Below are 15139 nucleotides of genomic sequence, written 5' to 3'. Positions count from 1 at the left end.
CTGTATTGTTCAAATGAGGATTTTTACTCATTTCCCGTTTTAACATATCGAGGCTTTGCGTATATTCTGTATCATTTAATGCACCAGATTGCAGTCCTTGAATTTGAGAAATCAACTTTTGGTCTGTCGATACATATGCTTTATAATAGCGAGGAACGATGGACAAAGCAGCTTTATATACTTGATCCGCTACGAGTTTCGGATCCATTGTGTTTGCACGGTATACAACAAATACTTCATCATCGGTAACGAGCGTAGCAGCGTTTGTAACGTCAGGAAGTTTGACTGTCATGCTTGTAATCATTTCAGCAACTTTCTCACGGTTAATGGCTCCTACTTGTTTGTTAGATACTTCATGCTTTTGTTTAGATGAATAACCGACTCTCGTTAATCGTGTATTTGTATTTTCCGTATGATACACGTCGTTTTTGTTGGAAACAAGAACACGGCTTCCTTCCTCACGTTCCATTTCGGCTTTATTCGTTGATTGGCAGCCTGCAAATAGGGAAAGAGTGAGAAGGGAAAGTAAAATTTGTTTTTTCACGATGTATCACCTCCTTCTCCATAGCATGTACTAATTTGCAATTTTTTGTATTTGAAATTGTTGGTTGTTATGCTTTGTGATACGATAAAAAGAAGAATGCTTAGAGAGGAAGTTAATGATGGAGCAAAAGCAAGAAATTCATGCTACGGTGAGCATTAATAATGTTCAGTACGAAGTAATTAAAAACTTTCGTGACGGTTTTAGTGAAGAAGCATTTAAAGAGCGCTATGCAGAAATTTTAAATAAATATGATTATATCGTTGGAGACTGGGGATATGAGCAACTTAGATTGCGCGGATTCTTTGATGATAGTAACCAACGTGCGACATATGATACGAAAATTAGTACTTTATCAGAGTATTTATACGAGTACTGTAACTTCGGTTGTGCACACTTCGTATTACGAAAAGTGAAGAAATAAAAAAATCCTCTTACGATTGTAAGAGGATTTTTTCATAGCAATTATACCAGTTGTGAGGAGGCTGTTTACTTTCAAAATAAACAGCACCTCGGCAAATATAATCGTTTTTTTCATATAGACTTAATGAAACCGGATTGCGAGTAAAGCAATCTAGGCGTATGCCTTTGTAACCTTCCCGTCTTGCTTCACTTTCCCAAAAAGATAAAAGTACTTTACTATATCCTTTTCCTGGCGAGAGAGGATGGATAACGAAAGAGTGGACGATAAGAAAGCGTCCGTCTGTTTCTGATCAATCAATTCGTTTATATTCGGGAGACTGCCACTCGTTTAACACGACAGCACCAACGAGTGAATCATCCGCAAACAAGCAATAGAGTTCATCTTGTTCTAAGTGATAGGAAATATGTTCTCGAGCTGGATAAGAATCATCCCATTGGTAAATTTGATTTTGTAATAGCGCTTTTTTACATTCTGTATACATTCCATCTAATTCGTCTAATAAATCCATCGTACCTTTTCTCACGTTTAGCATGAGGCACCTCCTTATAAACAAATTGAAATATAATCGCCTTCAGAGAGTTGTTTATTTGGTTTCATTTGTTGTCCGTTCAATTGAATATCCCCACTTTTAATTTTATCCACAATGGTAGTACGGCTCCAATCTGAAATATATGTGGATAACACTTTATCAATTCGGTGGGAGCCAAAAACGATGTCTAATACAATCGTGATTTCAACTATGCCACTTTCTTTATGTTGTGTCATAGAAATGGTAGTAGTTGTTTCTGTTTGGTCTTGCTGAATCATATCGATTGTTTCGACATGATCAGTAAATGATTTATAAATGCGCAGTTTTTGATTCCACGTATGATCGTTCGGGCATTTATAAATGGCAAAGCGGTATATGTTTTTTCCATTGGCGTTATGCCTGCGAATATTCGTATCAGTAAATAGGGTATTACGTCCGCAATTTTTACAATATTTTTCGATTGTGTTTTGCTGATTTTCATATAAACTCCAAGAAAGTTGTACTTTCTGCATTTTCCTTCACCTCTTATAGTAGTGGTAAAGGAACGTAATACAGCTATTTGGATGTCTTGTAGTATGAAGACATGAGAAGTAGACAAAAATAAAAAGAGGTTCCCCAAAGAGGAACCTCCGTAAACATCATACTACAGATGCGTTACGTTCCTTTGTAATGGGAATGGGCAGACTACTCCCTTGAAAAAGCACCGTGCTTTTTTGAGAGTAATGCTATCCAATTGCTGGTCCATTACAAAGTAAATGTTGGCATACGTAGATAACGTCCTTTCTATCCAAATAGATTTGTACATAAGTATACCACGAGAGATTGAAAATTCAAAATAATTACAGTGAAAAAACACCAGCTAAAATAGCTGGTGTTTGAGATAAGTTATATAAGTTCAAATAAAAATGAGCGTAATTCTTCTGCAATTTCTTCAGTCATAGAAAATGCGTGCTCTAAGTAGCCTGGTTCGTTTAAATCGTCAGGACCGATGATTGCAAATTTATTGCTCTGCATATCAAGGACAATTGTTTTACCGTAATGACGATCGGAGTATAAAAGCGCTAAATCATGACGCTCATTTTCTCCCATAAAGCTAACGAAACGAGTTTTTGTAGCGACAGTATCGTCGTACAGAAAGAAACGTTCTTCCATACACATGGCTCCTTTATTAAATATCTAAGTTTAAGTGTGGTTTATGATCTAAATGGTGATGCGTTTTAATAAAACGTACTGTTCTTGTTTTGTAACGCATAACGATAGAATATGTTTCAGCTAAATCTCCGCCTAGGAATTTCACGCCGTCTAATAACTCACCAGCAGAAACACCTGTTGCTGAGAAGATTGCATCATCACCAGATACTAAGTCATCTAACATAAGAAGTTGACGAGGATCTTCTAATCCCATTTCACGACAACGAGCTTCTTCTTCTTCGTTCATTGGAACTAAGCGAGCTTGCATTTCACCTTCAAGGCATTTTAATGCTGCTGCAGAAATAACGCCTTCTGGAGCTCCGCCAACACCTACGAATAAGTCGATACCTGTTCCAGGTAGTGCTGTTGCGATTGATGCACCAACATCGCCATCACCAAATAATTTCACGCGAGCCCCTTTTGCACGAACACGGTCAATAATATCTTGATGACGTTCACGTTCTTGAATGATAACTGTTAGATCACGAATCTTTTTATTGTTAGCTTCTGCTACAATTTCAATTGTTTTTTCAATTGGATCATCTAAGCTAATTTTACCAGCTGCTTTTGGACCAACCGCGATTTTTTCCATGTACATATCAGGAGCGTGAAGAAGGTTTCCTTTATCTGCGATTGCGATAACTGCCATTGCGTTTGCAAGACCTTTTGCAACGATGTTTGTACCTTCTAATGGATCAACGGCGATATCTACTTCTGGACCGTTACCTGTTCCTAGTTCTTCACCAATATATAACATCGGTGCTTCATCAAGTTCTCCTTCACCAATTACAACTGTACCTGCCATGTTTACTGAATCGAACATATCACGCATAGCTGTAGTTGCTGCATCATCTGCTTCATTTTTCTTTCCGCGGCCCATCCACTGTGCGGATGCTAATGCTGCTGCTTCTGTTACACGGACAATTTCTAGTGCGAGTTCACGTTCCAAGATTTCATTCCTCCAATTTCAAAAATCATACAAATATAACTATAACAAATAACGGAGAAAAGGTGAATTCGAAAAATTGTCGATTTTTTCAGAAGAAAGCGTTACAATTAAAATGTAAATGCTTTAATTTCCAGGTAGGTGACATGAATGTACTTCGTAGACAGAAAAAAAATAGAACAAATGCTAGTATGTTTAGAACGAGCAACAAATACATTTCAAGAGAAGAAGATATATGAAACCGAGTTTGAATTTTATGCATTAGAGCGCATAGCCCATCTTATGATTGATTGCGTATTAGATGTAGGGAATGCGATGATTGATGGATTTATTATGCGCGATCCAGGAAGCTATGAAGATATTATCGATATTTTAATGGATGAGCGAGTGATAAGTGCAGAAGAAGGACAAGGAATGAAAGAAATTATCCTTCTTCGAAAAATGCTTACGCAAGATTATATTCAAATGAATCATGATGAATTATATAAGACGATTCAAAAACATATTGCGGTGGTAGAGAACTACCCGGCAAATATTCGCAGTTATTTAGAGAAGGAATTAGGGCCTGTATCTGCATTTGTACCAGAATAATTATGCTTATGAGATCCCCGGGAATACCTTTTGGGGATCTTATATTGTATGTGAGAAAGAAAAGGGAAAAGGGAGAAGGGAGAAGGGTAAAGCATGGGGGAAGCACGCACTACGAAAGACGAGATTGTCCAATTGTTGAAAGTAAAGGGAGAACATACGGTAGCAGAATTAGCTGACGTTTTAGAGATTACAGAAATGGCGATTCGAAGACATTTAAGTAATCTTGAGAAAGATGGGTTCATTTATTCTAAGATGGTCAGGCAACATGTCGGAAGACCAACTTATTTGTACGGGTTAAGTGAAAAGGGAGAAGATACATTCCCGAAAGAATATAAGCAATTTGCGATTGATATGCTAGAAGATTTAGCTCGAATGGGCGATGAAAAAATACTTCGTTACGTTTTGAAAGAAAGAACGAAGCGAATGGAAGAAAAATTACAAAAGAGAATTAGTAATCAAAAGAACTTAGCATATAAAGTGCAAGAGGTAGCAGCAATGCAAGAGAAAAATGGTTATATGGTTCAAATAAAGAGAGATGGAGAGAACTCTTTCGTAATTGAAAAGCAAAACTGTCCGTTAAAGGAAATTGCAGAGAGATTCCCGCAAGTATGTGCAGATGAAAAAGAGATGTATAAGCGTTTATTTGCGAATGCAGATGTAAATACGCTAGCAAACATGTGTGAGGGTGATTGTAGTTGTTCTTACCAAGTAAAAGAGAAAAAATGAACGTTCTGGGGCGCTTTAAGGTAAAGCGTTTTTTTCTTTTGGAAAAGGGGGTAATATAAGAGTGGTATGATAGATGAGAACTCTAGCATAGAAGGAGAGACATAATAGATGTATAAAGGTTATTTAATTGACTTAGACGGTACGATGTATCGTGGTGAAGAACAAATTGAAGAAGCAAGCGACTTCGTGAAAGCATTAGGAGAGCGCGGCATTCCGTATTTATTCGTTACGAATAACTCAACTCGTAAACCAGAACAAGTTGCAGAAAAACTTGTTCGTTTCGATATTCCAGCGAAAGCAGAGCAAGTATTCACAACGAGTATGGCGACAGCGAATTTCATTTATGAACGTAAACAAGATGCAACTGTATACATGATTGGTGAAGAAGGCTTACATGATGCTCTTGTGGAAAAAGGATTTGAACTTGTGGATGAAAACCCTGATTTCGTTGTTGTTGGTTTAGATCGCGACATCACATATGAAAAATTAGCAAAAGCATGTCTTGCTGTACGTAACGGTGCAACGTTTATTTCTACAAATGGAGATATTGCTATTCCAACTGAGCGTGGATTATTACCAGGTAACGGTTCATTAACATCAGTTGTTACAGTATCAACAGGTGTGGAGCCAATCTTTATTGGAAAACCAGAATCAATCATTATGGAACAAGCGTTAAAAGTGCTTGGCATAGGAAAAGATGAGGCATTAATGGTTGGGGATAACTACGATACGGACATTTTAGCGGGAGTAAATGCTGGTATGCATACCCTTCTTGTCCACACTGGAGTCACAACTGTGGAGAAGTTAACAGAATACGAAGTACAACCGACACAAGTTGTGCATAACTTGACGGAGTGGATTGAGAAGATGTAATGAAATGCAGGTAGCCGGAAGAGGTTACCTGTTTTTTTATGCACAATTGCATATGTACTATAGGGATATAAAATGTAAAATTTATATGTAATGATGTAAAGGGGGAAATAAGAGTGTACTGGATGTCATGTATTATGTTTATTTTTACATTATGTGTTTTATTCTTTGTTCTACGGAAGATATATAAAATAAATGAAATGAAAAAAAGCGCGGGAAAGCTTATTGCAGCATATCCTCGGGTGAAACGACGTTGGATTGCCTTACTTGGACCAGCGTACTTTATCGGACAATGTATGTATATATATGCTCAATACGTAAGTGGTGATATTGGCACACTTGAACAGTTTCTCATTCAGTCAGGTAGTTATGCTGTAGCAAGTTGTTTTATGATTTTAATAGCGATCCATCTTATTAAAAGTGTACAAATATATGAAAAAGGTGTAATAGACGGATTGAACTATTATTCATACGAAGAATTAAAAGGCTATAAAACATCAACATGGGAAAATCCAAAAGAAAATATATTTTTATATCGCGGGCGAGAAAAAATGAATGATAATGTGAATTTACTTATTAGACAGGAAGATATGAATGAATTAGAAAGCATTCTTCAAAGATATATTCCGAAATTGATGATGAAATAAAAACTCCGGTTGTTATAACCGGAGTTTTTTTATTAAAACGCACGATTCACTACATCTTTAACTTCTTCAAGGTATTGTTTACGCACACTGTCATCCACAGAAGGAACACTTGTATAGAATGTATGCTCAAGTGTTTCAATGCCTGTAAATTCAAAAATACCAACATCTGCTGTTTTTTTCATTGCATCAAACATACCGCCTGCTGTGTATACTTCTTTTGAATTTCCCATCGTAGATAATAACAATCCTTTTTTACTGCTTAATAATTTTTCAATACCATTCTCACCGTAAGCATAAGCGAAGCCGTGGCTAAATACACGGTCAACGTATCCTTTTAAAATAGCAGGAAGACCTGCCCACCAAACTGGGTAAATGAATGTAATACTATCAGCCCAAGTGATATGCTTTTGTTCTTCTTTAATATCTTCTGGTGTGTTTCCTTGGGAAAATGAGATGAAATCGGAAGCACCTAATACTGGATTGAAGTTTAATTCATATAAATCACGAACGCGTACTTCATGACCTTTGCCTTCTAATTCACTTTTTACAGTTTCTAAAATTGCATGGTTAAAGCTTTCTGTATTCGGGTGTGCATAAACGATTACATGTTTCATTGTTCTTCCTCCTACTTGTGGATATGTGAATAGTTTTTAAATATTCGTGTAACTATTATGGTTACTTTCGTTGCGAGAGTCAACTTTTCTGACGTGAGAAATAAAGTGAAATTTTAATCGGTGGGGGCTATCCATCCCGCACTGATTATTTGCTTACACTAATCGGGCACTTAATGCCGGTTAATATAAATGTTAGTATGTGACAAAAAAATACAAAATAGTAGGGATTTTGCATTTTCGGATAGAATATATAGATTGGTAAATAGAGAGAGAAGGGGATATCGGGATGAATATTATTGAAATTGAAGGGTTAGAAAAATCGTTTGATATTGGAGATAGTAAAGTAAAGATCTTAAAAGATATTAATCTTCAAATTCAAAAAGGAGATTTTGTTTGTATTATGGGGGCAAGTGGATCGGGGAAAACGACCTTACTTCAGCTGTTAGGTGGATTAGATATTCCATCAGTAGGTAGTATTCGAGTTAATGGTACGGAGATTTCAACATTAAAAGAAAAAGAGCTCGCTTTATTTAGAAGGCATAAAATCGGTTTTATTTTTCAACAGTTTAATTTAATTCCAGTGTTTAATGCGGAGGAAAATGTAGGGTTGCCTTTATTATTAGATAATGTTTCGCAAAAAAAGGCAACGGTGACAGCAAATCGTTTATTAGAACTCGTTGGATTGAAAGGAAAAGCAAAGCATTTACCAGCACAGTTATCAGGTGGGCAACAGCAAAGGGTTGCGATAGCAAGAGCCTTTGCAAATGAGCCAGCTATTATATTAGCTGATGAGCCAACAGGGGCTTTAGATTCAGAAAACAGCAAAAATATTATTGCGGCACTTCGCAATGCATGTGATGAATTAGGGCAAACAGCTGTCATTGTAACGCACGATCCGTTCGTAGCGGCCCATGCTGATAAAGTCGTTTTCTTATTAGATGGTGAGGTGATTCATGAGCATGCTGAAAGTAAAGGATGGAAATTTCGAAATATCCCGCAACAAGTTATCCACATTCAAGAGATTATGAATCGTCACTTTAAAGTAGGAGGTAAAGGTGATGCGATGGGTAATTAAGTATGCGGTAAAATCGATGAAACAAAATTGGTTGCGAAATATGTTGATTGCCCTCGGTGCAGCTTTAGGTGTTATGTTAGCGACGATGTTATTGCTAGGCAATCAATCAGTAGAGCAAAGTGTGAAGGAACAAGTAGTAAGTCGGTATGGAGATTATAATTTACAATTTGGCTATATAAAAAATGATATGTATTTAAATAATGAAAGTTTAAAAGGAATAGATGGCTTAGAAAATGCTGAAAAAATATCAAAAGCACTTATACCGTATCCTTTTCCACATTATAAAGAATTATCGGGAAAGCCATCTTATTGGGGTGTTGAGCAAGATTCTCCAGAAATGCATTCTTATAAAATATTAGAAGGACGATATCCGAAAGAAGGTGCTGAAGTAGCACTGACAAAAGGGTATACAGATCGTGAAAATATAAGGGTAGGAGATACGATTAAACTGCCATTTCCGCAGCATGGTGAAAAGACTGTGAAAGTTGTCGGTATTTTAAATCCACCGTTAATGGCGTCAATGGGACATAGTGCTTATTTTCCAATCCATTGGCTTCAAAAAGAATTAAATTTGCCAAATCAATTCAATCTTGTTCAAGTGAAAGTACAAGATATAAATGTGAAAAAAGCAATTGCTTTTGATGTACATAAAAAGATTGAAAATATAAAGGTGGACCAACGTACTTATGTAGATAAGGCATTTGAACGACTAAATGTAATGAAGCCATTAATTTTTAGTTTAGGTGGTATTGCCTTATTTGTTGTAGCCCTTTTAATAATGGGAAGTTTCTTCTTATCTGTCAGAAGTCGATTTAAGCAATGGGCATTATTACGTGCACTTGGTAGTAATCCAAATCAAATTATATTAGTCGTTTTATTAGAGGCTTTATGTATTGGGGCAATCGGATCGCTAGCAGGAGTTATTCTTGGAGCAGGTACGCAAACAATCGCCGCATCATTTATTAATAAATGGGTGAATATTGAGGGAGCAGGGAAAGAATCATTTTCGATTTCAGGCGAGATTTTACTCATTACGTTTTTACTAGGAATTGTTATGTCTATTATAGGGGCTATTATACCAGCCTTCATGGTTAGAAAGATTCCACCAGTTCAAGCGCTTAGGCCAGGTCTGCCTAGTAATGAGAAAAAAGAAAAAAGATGGAGTGCTTTTAGTGGTAGCATTCTAATCATTGGTACTGTTATTGGACTAACGGGTCACGTATTAGAGCGGTATGTCGGTTTTAATCCAAGTGCGATAGGTGCGCTGTTATTTGCTGTCGGTTTGTTATTTGCGATTCCGTTATTTATTCGGATGATAGCACCAGTGATTGCAAAACCACTTCAAATGATATTACGAATTGAAACGACGATTAGCAGCCGGAATGTAATTCGTTATCGAAATAAGGCAGCTGTATCGGTTGCTATACTAGCATTTGGTTTTATGTTAGCACTTGTTGGAACGATGTATATAAACTCTATTTACGAAGGCATGAAAGATGGGTTACAAAAACATTTACCAGCTGATTTAGTAATAAGAATTCCAATAGAGTCGCAAAGTACTGAAGTATTACCATTTAGTTGGATGGAGAAGGTTAAAAAAGTTGATGGTGTAGAAGAGAGCGTAGCAAATGTTACTGACTTTACAGCGAAGCTTATAAATTATGATTTTAAAAAAGCGGATCAAGAATGGTATGAAAATGTGAGGAAAGATGATTTTGAATATGATGTGATAGAAGTTGTGGGGAATGATATTGTTGCTTATCAAAAAGTAACAAAAGCGAAAGTGATTACAGGACAAGATTTAAATAAGCCATTACAAGATGGTGAGGGAGTCGTTACGAAGAGAACTGCTAAAACATTAGGGATTCAGTTGCATGATACGATTGAAGTACAAGGGAAGGGGAAAGAAAAACAAACGATTAAAGTCGTTTCGATTATTGAGCAAGGATTAAGGGGAAGAGGATTAGACATTTTCGTAAATGAACAATGGGTTCGTGATAAGTTTTACGTGCAAGGATATGAAGCAATTCAAGTTATGACAAATTCTAATCAATCATTTGAAGAGATTAAGAAGCAAGTAAAACAAATTACAAATAATAAAGAGAACGTAGAAGTTATTAATAGCCATGAGTTATTGAAAGAACAGGAGCAGTTATTATCGCAAATGATGATGTTAATTCGCTTGTTAGTTTTAATTGTTTTCATTATTTCTGGAATAGGGTTAATGAATGCGATTGTCTCAAGTTTACATGAAAGACGTGCTGAAATTAGTATGATTCGTGCGGTAGGGGCTATTCCGAAGCAAATGAGAAGGATTGTTTTATTAGAGGGAACTTTACTTGGAGCGATAGCTGGTTGTATTGGCATTTTTGGCGGGATTTTGTTTAGTTATATTGTGTTATCAAGCTTAGATTTAACGGTTATTATCATTCCGTATAATCAAGTTTGCATATTAGCTTTTGCTAGTGTGGTGCTTGGAGCAGGGGCAGCGATGATTGCTTCATTACAATTAAGAAAGTTCAAATTAAGTGATACTTTAAAGGAATTATCGGCATAAAAGATTGCTATACCCCGCTCATACAAAGAACAAAGAAGACAAATAAAATGATGACAATACCAATACCGAAGTTAAATACGAGAGTACTATCCATATATGTAACCTCCTTGTTTTAAAGTGAAAAGCACTCTAGTCAGAGTGCTTTTTATTTTGAATCTCCCGTAACGTACTTCACAACTTTTAGAAAGGGATTCATGCGTGTAAAGAGTTACATTATTTTATGCGTTTATTTTGGGGAATGAGTAAGTCCTTATGAAATATAGAAAAAAGACACTCTTTCGAGTGTCTTTTATGATGACAAAATGTGTCAATTGCTTGAGTTCGATAAGACGCTAATTTCCGTTTTAACGCCTTTTCTTTAATCAAGAAGTGTAGCAACAGCGATTCAAATAAATTGTACCATTTGTGTAATGTTTGTGTGCATGCAATTCTGCATATTTCAATTAGAGGGAAATAAGGTGCGGAGAATGAATGAGTATATAGAACACTTGATAAGGAGAGAGAAGGATGGATATACATAAGTTAACGGTAGAAGAAGCAAATGAGATAAATACGTGGACGTACGAGGAACCATATAATTTATATAGTTTTTCAGGCGAGAAAGAAGTGATAGAAGAGCTATTAGATGGAACGTATTATGGCTGTTGTGACGATCAAGGAGAGTTCATCGGCTATTTTTGTTTTGGAGAAAATGCACAAGTACCAGGTGGAAGAGATACTAATTTATATGGTGGAGAAAATCTGATTGATATCGGACTTGGTATGAAGCCGGCGTTAACAGGGAAAGGAATGGGGAAAGAATTTTTCAAAGCTGGAATAGCGTTTGCCACGAAAGAGTTTAATGCAAAAATGTTTCGATTAAGTGTAGCAACATTTAATACAAGAGCAATTACGCTATATAAAAATATAGGTTTTCAGCAAGGACCTATCTTTTTGAGCCGCGGAAGAGAATTTATGCTCATGGAATATGAAAGACCGTCAGCATAAAACTAACGGTCTAGAAAGCATTATTATTATTCCGAGTGATCAGCTCGGTGCGCTAAACGGCTTGAAGCAGCGGCAGCGATTCCGCCAACGATATCATCAAGGAATGTATGCACTTTGCCAGTTGATTTATCATTTAAGTATTCTAAAATACCAGGTTTTAATTTATCTATATATCCAAAGTTCGTGAAACCGATAGAGCCGTACACGTTAACGATAGAAAGTGCGATAACTTCATCAATTCCGTATAAGCCTTCATCACGTTTTACGATATCTTGTAACGGCGCACTTAACATTCCTTTTTCAGCAAGGACATCGAGTTCGATACCAGTAATTAGTGCGTTTTGTACTTCACGTTTTGATAATACACGCTCAACGTTATAACGGCATTCTGACATCTCTAAATTTGGATGATATTTTTTTTGAAGAAAATGAACAAGTTCAGCAATATCGTCAATTGTTACACCGCGTTCTTGTAATAGTTGTAATGCTCTTTCTTGTAGTTGATTTGATTCTTTCATGTTTATCACCTTTTTTTCTTTTTAGTATTTGTATACGTTTCGTTGCTTTATCATGTGCATAGGAATGAAAGGCGAGCACAAGCTCATATATATAAAGAAAAACCATAGGTGGCGACTGCGATGATTCAGCATATTTATGAGCATTATCACATGCATGTTAAAGAATTAATCCCCCTTGGCCCCTATAAAAGCTTTTGGATTCGCAACAAAATTTATGTACTTGTTCCAATTGGAGAAATGGAGGAAGAAGTACTTGTAGAGATGAAAAAGCTCAGTGACTATATGAACCAGCAAGGGGATATGACTGTAGCGACTTTCGTTCCGACTATACACGGCTACTATGTAAGTGAGATAGAAGAACAAAATTACTGCTTATTAAAAGGTATGCGCACGTTAGAACGACATGCTATGTCATTAGGAAGTGAGCTTTCTATATTCCATAAACGAGGTGCATTCTTTCCAGAAGAAATTGAGCAATTAAGCCGCATTGGTGAATGGAAAGCGTTATGGGAAAAAAGGCTCGATCAATTAGAGAAGTTTTGGCAATCACAAGTGATGAACCACCCTACAGACGTATTCGATCAATTGTTTATCGAATCCTTCCCGTATTATTTAGGAGTTGCGGAAAATGCAATTCAGTATGTTGTCGATACAGAGATGGATGATACGCCACAAATGACCGATGCGGCAACAATTTGCCAGGAGCGATTTACACCTTTATTATGGCATCAAACGAAGCGTCTAAAACTTCCTTTTGAGTGGGTGTATGATCATCCCACTCGAGATATAGCAGAATTGATTCGCTATATGATGATTGAAAAGAAGAAAGACTGGGAGCAAACAATCGTTCAATTTGTTACAGATTATGAACGCAATTATTCGCTATCCTCATTTGGTTGGCGCTTATTATTTGCAAGGCTCCTGTTCCCGCTCCACTATTTTGAAACGGTCGAACGATATTATCAAACTGGGAACGAAGAACAAAAAAGTATATATAGAGATCGCTTAGAAGCTATTTTACATGATGTGAACCGCTCTGAGCAATTTATGAGGAATTTTTATGGATCACTTCGTTTGCCAATTGATAAGTTAGGGATTAGAAAATTAGATTGGCTATCTTAAAAGTATAAAAAAGAGACCGATTGAGGTCTCTTTTTTATACCGCAATTGTATATGTAATACATTATGCTCCTACCTGTTGATCTGCACATATATTTAAAATGAATTGATTTCTTTCGATTTTTTCATTTACTTTACTCAATAATTCTTGCTGGATTTCTTTAAATAAAAATTGATAGCTTGTATTCCATGTTGGTATAACGGACGAAAGGCCTAATAAATATTCTTTTTTCTCTTCTAGTTCTTGAATTGTTAAAAAAGTGTTCCCCATTTTTGGCATGTGTCGTCCCCCTATGTTTTTTACTTCATCCCGCTATTTGTGGGAATCGGGCTGCCCGTAAACGCCCACTGATTATAGTTTCACTTTATATGTGTGAACGATTCACTATATAGTATTAATTATCGCATTTTTTGAGAAGGATTTCCAATTTTGTTTTATGATGTTAAAGGAGAAGTGTTATTTGAATAAAAAAAGAGACCCATTGGGGTCTCTTTCTAGGAAGCGATTCTGAACGAGCCGCTTCTGCTTTTAATTAATATCTAGCTCCAGCGGCTAAAATGTTCGGTGGCTTCGCTTCTTCCGCCGAGGCAAAAAGCGCCTCTATGTCAGAAGCTCCATCCTCCTCACATTTTGAACGAGCCGCTTCCGCTTTTAATTAAAATACTTGCTCTACTTCAATAACGCCTGGTACTTCTTCAAGTAACGCGCGCTCGATACCAGCTTTTAGTGTGATTGTAGAACTTGGGCAGCTTCCGCATGCACCCATAAGGCGTAATTTTACGATACCTTCTTCAATGTCTACTAATTCAACGTCTCCGCCATCGCGAAGTAAGAACGGACGTAATTTATCTAGTACTTCTAGTACTTGTTCTTGCATATGTGGGTTTTCCATTTTTATCGACTCCTTTCATCAGTTTTATTATAATCAAGATAGAGGGGAAAATCTATTTTTTCTGTTCTTGTTTTATTGTCGAAATATTTTATCATGTGTACAACGTGTTTTTTCAGTATAGGGGTATGGAATAAGTTTGTAAAATGATGTGCTTATGTAATAAGACATCTGAATATACTGTTAGAACAAGGAGTGGGGGAGAAGAAATGGTTAATGTGCAAGTGTATGGGACGAAAGTGATTTGTGCGAGCTGCGTCGGAATGCCATCTTCAACAGAAACGTTTGAGTGGTTACAAGCGGCGATTGGTCGTAAATATGAAGGACAAGAAAATAAATTTAATTTCGAGTATATTGATTTTCAACAAGAACAAGAAGATGAAGATAAAAAAGCATTCGCAGAGCGCGTAGTAGAAGAAGATTTATTTTATCCAGTCGTTCTTGTGAATGGAGAGATTGTTGGAGAAGGAAATCCTCGTTTGAAGGATGTTTACGAGGAAATCGAGAAATATTTATAAAGCAGGAAGCCTTTGCGAATTTGCGAAGGCTTTTTTTAATGGAGGGATAGATGTGGAGAATGGAATAAAACAAGCTTTACCAGCAGAAGTAAAGCAGTTAATGGAGCAGTACATAGTAGGGTTAAAAGAAATTTTTTTAGATGGAAAAATAGTCGGAGTATATGTTTACGGCTCTATTGCGCTAGGTGCATTTCATATAGAAACGAGCGATGTTGATTTTGTTGCAGTACTAAATGATTCCGTGAATGAAGCTGAAAAACAACAAATTGTAGAACTGCATAAGAAAATGAGTGAAAGTACGCTAGGTAAAAGAATGGACGGTATGTATATTCCGCTTGCTGACTTAGGGAAATACAATCATGAAATAAATGAGTACGTGTATTGTGCAGATGGTAA

General features: G+C 36.5%; 19 protein-coding genes and 1 pseudogene. 11 read left to right on the top strand and 9 right to left on the bottom strand.

The window, feature by feature from the left end; all coding sequences use genetic code 11:
* The coding region (locus JDS92_RS26780) for a YhcN/YlaJ family sporulation lipoprotein (protein WP_199632809.1) at nucleotides 1-544 on the bottom strand (544 nt) is incomplete at its 3' end.
* 118 nt (nucleotides 545-662) lie between these two features.
* Here JDS92_RS26780 and JDS92_RS26775 point away from each other — a divergent pair.
* Nucleotides 663-965 carry a YutD family protein gene (locus JDS92_RS26775; RefSeq protein ID WP_000435941.1) on the top strand — a complete coding sequence of 101 codons (303 nt, stop codon included), beginning with the start codon at nucleotides 663-665 and terminating at the stop codon, nucleotides 963-965.
* Between the two features lie 10 nt (nucleotides 966-975).
* Here JDS92_RS26775 and JDS92_RS26770 read toward each other — a convergent pair.
* The 4 genes and pseudogenes from JDS92_RS26770 to glpX all read right to left on the bottom strand — a co-directional run bounded on the left by JDS92_RS26770 (nucleotide 976) and on the right by glpX (nucleotide 3634).
* Nucleotides 976-1497 (bottom strand): annotated as a pseudogene (locus tag JDS92_RS26770) (GNAT family N-acetyltransferase).
* An 11-nt stretch (nucleotides 1498-1508) separates the two neighbouring features.
* A complete protein-coding gene (locus tag JDS92_RS26765) occupies nucleotides 1509-2006 on the bottom strand; it encodes a hypothetical protein (protein ID WP_001174592.1) in 498 nt (165 codons plus the stop codon).
* A gap of 373 nt (nucleotides 2007-2379) precedes the next feature.
* Nucleotides 2380-2646: a DUF3055 domain-containing protein gene (locus tag JDS92_RS26760; RefSeq protein ID WP_000392613.1), complete on the bottom strand. Its 267-nt coding sequence runs from the start codon at nucleotides 2644-2646 to the stop codon at nucleotides 2380-2382.
* A gap of 16 nt (nucleotides 2647-2662) precedes the next feature.
* Nucleotides 2663-3634: a class II fructose-bisphosphatase gene (glpX, locus tag JDS92_RS26755; protein ID WP_000439085.1), complete on the bottom strand. Its 972-nt coding sequence runs from the start codon at nucleotides 3632-3634 to the stop codon at nucleotides 2663-2665.
* A gap of 147 nt (nucleotides 3635-3781) precedes the next feature.
* Between glpX and JDS92_RS26750 the strand changes: the two genes are divergently transcribed.
* From JDS92_RS26750 to JDS92_RS26735, 4 genes are all read left to right on the top strand, one after another.
* On the top strand, nucleotides 3782-4222 hold the full coding sequence (locus JDS92_RS26750; protein WP_000273995.1) for a DUF86 domain-containing protein: 441 nt from the start codon (nucleotides 3782-3784) through the stop codon (nucleotides 4220-4222).
* A gap of 93 nt (nucleotides 4223-4315) precedes the next feature.
* The gene (locus tag JDS92_RS26745; protein WP_000503334.1) at nucleotides 4316-4948 is read left to right on the top strand and encodes a helix-turn-helix transcriptional regulator; all 633 of its coding nucleotides are present in this window, start codon (nucleotides 4316-4318) and stop codon (nucleotides 4946-4948) included.
* A gap of 108 nt (nucleotides 4949-5056) precedes the next feature.
* Entirely contained in the window at nucleotides 5057-5821 is a 765-nt protein-coding gene (locus tag JDS92_RS26740; protein WP_000276473.1) for a TIGR01457 family HAD-type hydrolase, read from the top strand.
* A gap of 113 nt (nucleotides 5822-5934) precedes the next feature.
* A complete protein-coding gene (locus JDS92_RS26735; protein ID WP_098710744.1) occupies nucleotides 5935-6465 on the top strand; it encodes an iron ABC transporter substrate-binding protein in 531 nt (176 codons plus the stop codon).
* A gap of 32 nt (nucleotides 6466-6497) precedes the next feature.
* Here JDS92_RS26735 and JDS92_RS26730 read toward each other — a convergent pair whose 3' ends face one another.
* A complete protein-coding gene (locus tag JDS92_RS26730) occupies nucleotides 6498-7079 on the bottom strand; it encodes an NAD(P)H-dependent oxidoreductase (RefSeq protein ID WP_099004209.1) in 582 nt (193 codons plus the stop codon).
* 286 nt (nucleotides 7080-7365) lie between these two features.
* Between JDS92_RS26730 and JDS92_RS26725 the strand changes: the two genes are divergently transcribed.
* The 3 genes from JDS92_RS26725 (at nucleotide 7366) to JDS92_RS26715 (ending at nucleotide 11698) form a co-directional block, all read left to right on the top strand.
* Nucleotides 7366-8154: an ABC transporter ATP-binding protein gene (locus JDS92_RS26725; RefSeq protein ID WP_199632808.1), complete on the top strand. Its 789-nt coding sequence runs from the start codon at nucleotides 7366-7368 to the stop codon at nucleotides 8152-8154.
* Nucleotides 8138-10711 carry an FtsX-like permease family protein gene (locus JDS92_RS26720; RefSeq protein ID WP_199632807.1) on the top strand — a complete coding sequence of 858 codons (2574 nt, stop codon included), beginning with the start codon at nucleotides 8138-8140 and terminating at the stop codon, nucleotides 10709-10711. Before JDS92_RS26725 ends, JDS92_RS26720 begins: the two co-directional genes overlap by 17 nt.
* 507 nt (nucleotides 10712-11218) lie before the next feature.
* Nucleotides 11219-11698: a GNAT family N-acetyltransferase gene (locus JDS92_RS26715; RefSeq protein WP_199632806.1), complete on the top strand. Its 480-nt coding sequence runs from the start codon at nucleotides 11219-11221 to the stop codon at nucleotides 11696-11698.
* A 26-nt stretch (nucleotides 11699-11724) separates the two neighbouring features.
* On the opposite strand, the gene JDS92_RS26710 is transcribed toward JDS92_RS26715, so the two are convergent.
* Entirely contained in the window at nucleotides 11725-12216 is a 492-nt protein-coding gene (locus tag JDS92_RS26710; RefSeq protein ID WP_000665097.1) for a phosphatidylglycerophosphatase A family protein, read from the bottom strand.
* A gap of 120 nt (nucleotides 12217-12336) precedes the next feature.
* Here JDS92_RS26710 and yutH point away from each other — a divergent pair, with 120 nt between their 5' ends.
* Entirely contained in the window at nucleotides 12337-13338 is a 1002-nt protein-coding gene (yutH, locus tag JDS92_RS26705) for a spore coat putative kinase YutH (RefSeq protein ID WP_000614220.1), read from the top strand.
* A gap of 61 nt (nucleotides 13339-13399) precedes the next feature.
* Here the strand turns inward: yutH and JDS92_RS26700 are convergent, their stop codons facing one another.
* Nucleotides 13400-13615, bottom strand: coding sequence for a hypothetical protein (locus JDS92_RS26700; RefSeq protein WP_001125484.1), 216 nt, complete (start codon nucleotides 13613-13615; stop codon nucleotides 13400-13402).
* Nucleotides 13616-13991: 376 nt separating this feature from the next.
* Nucleotides 13992-14228 carry a NifU family protein gene (locus JDS92_RS26695; protein ID WP_000431159.1) on the bottom strand — a complete coding sequence of 79 codons (237 nt, stop codon included), beginning with the start codon at nucleotides 14226-14228 and terminating at the stop codon, nucleotides 13992-13994.
* 206 nt (nucleotides 14229-14434) lie between these two features.
* Between JDS92_RS26695 and JDS92_RS26690 the strand changes: the two genes are divergently transcribed.
* Nucleotides 14435-14743: a YuzD family protein gene (locus JDS92_RS26690; protein WP_000248598.1), complete on the top strand. Its 309-nt coding sequence runs from the start codon at nucleotides 14435-14437 to the stop codon at nucleotides 14741-14743.
* A partial coding sequence (locus JDS92_RS26685; protein ID WP_199632805.1) for a nucleotidyltransferase domain-containing protein occupies nucleotides 14712-15139 on the top strand: 428 nt, incomplete at its 3' end. The genes JDS92_RS26690 and JDS92_RS26685, both read left to right, overlap by 32 nt.

It is taken from the genome of Bacillus cereus group sp. N12 (genome assembly GCF_016483575.1).
GTDB lineage: Bacteria > Bacillota > Bacilli > Bacillales > Bacillaceae_G > Bacillus_A > Bacillus_A toyonensis.
This window is presented reverse-complemented; position numbering and strand designations above follow the sequence as displayed.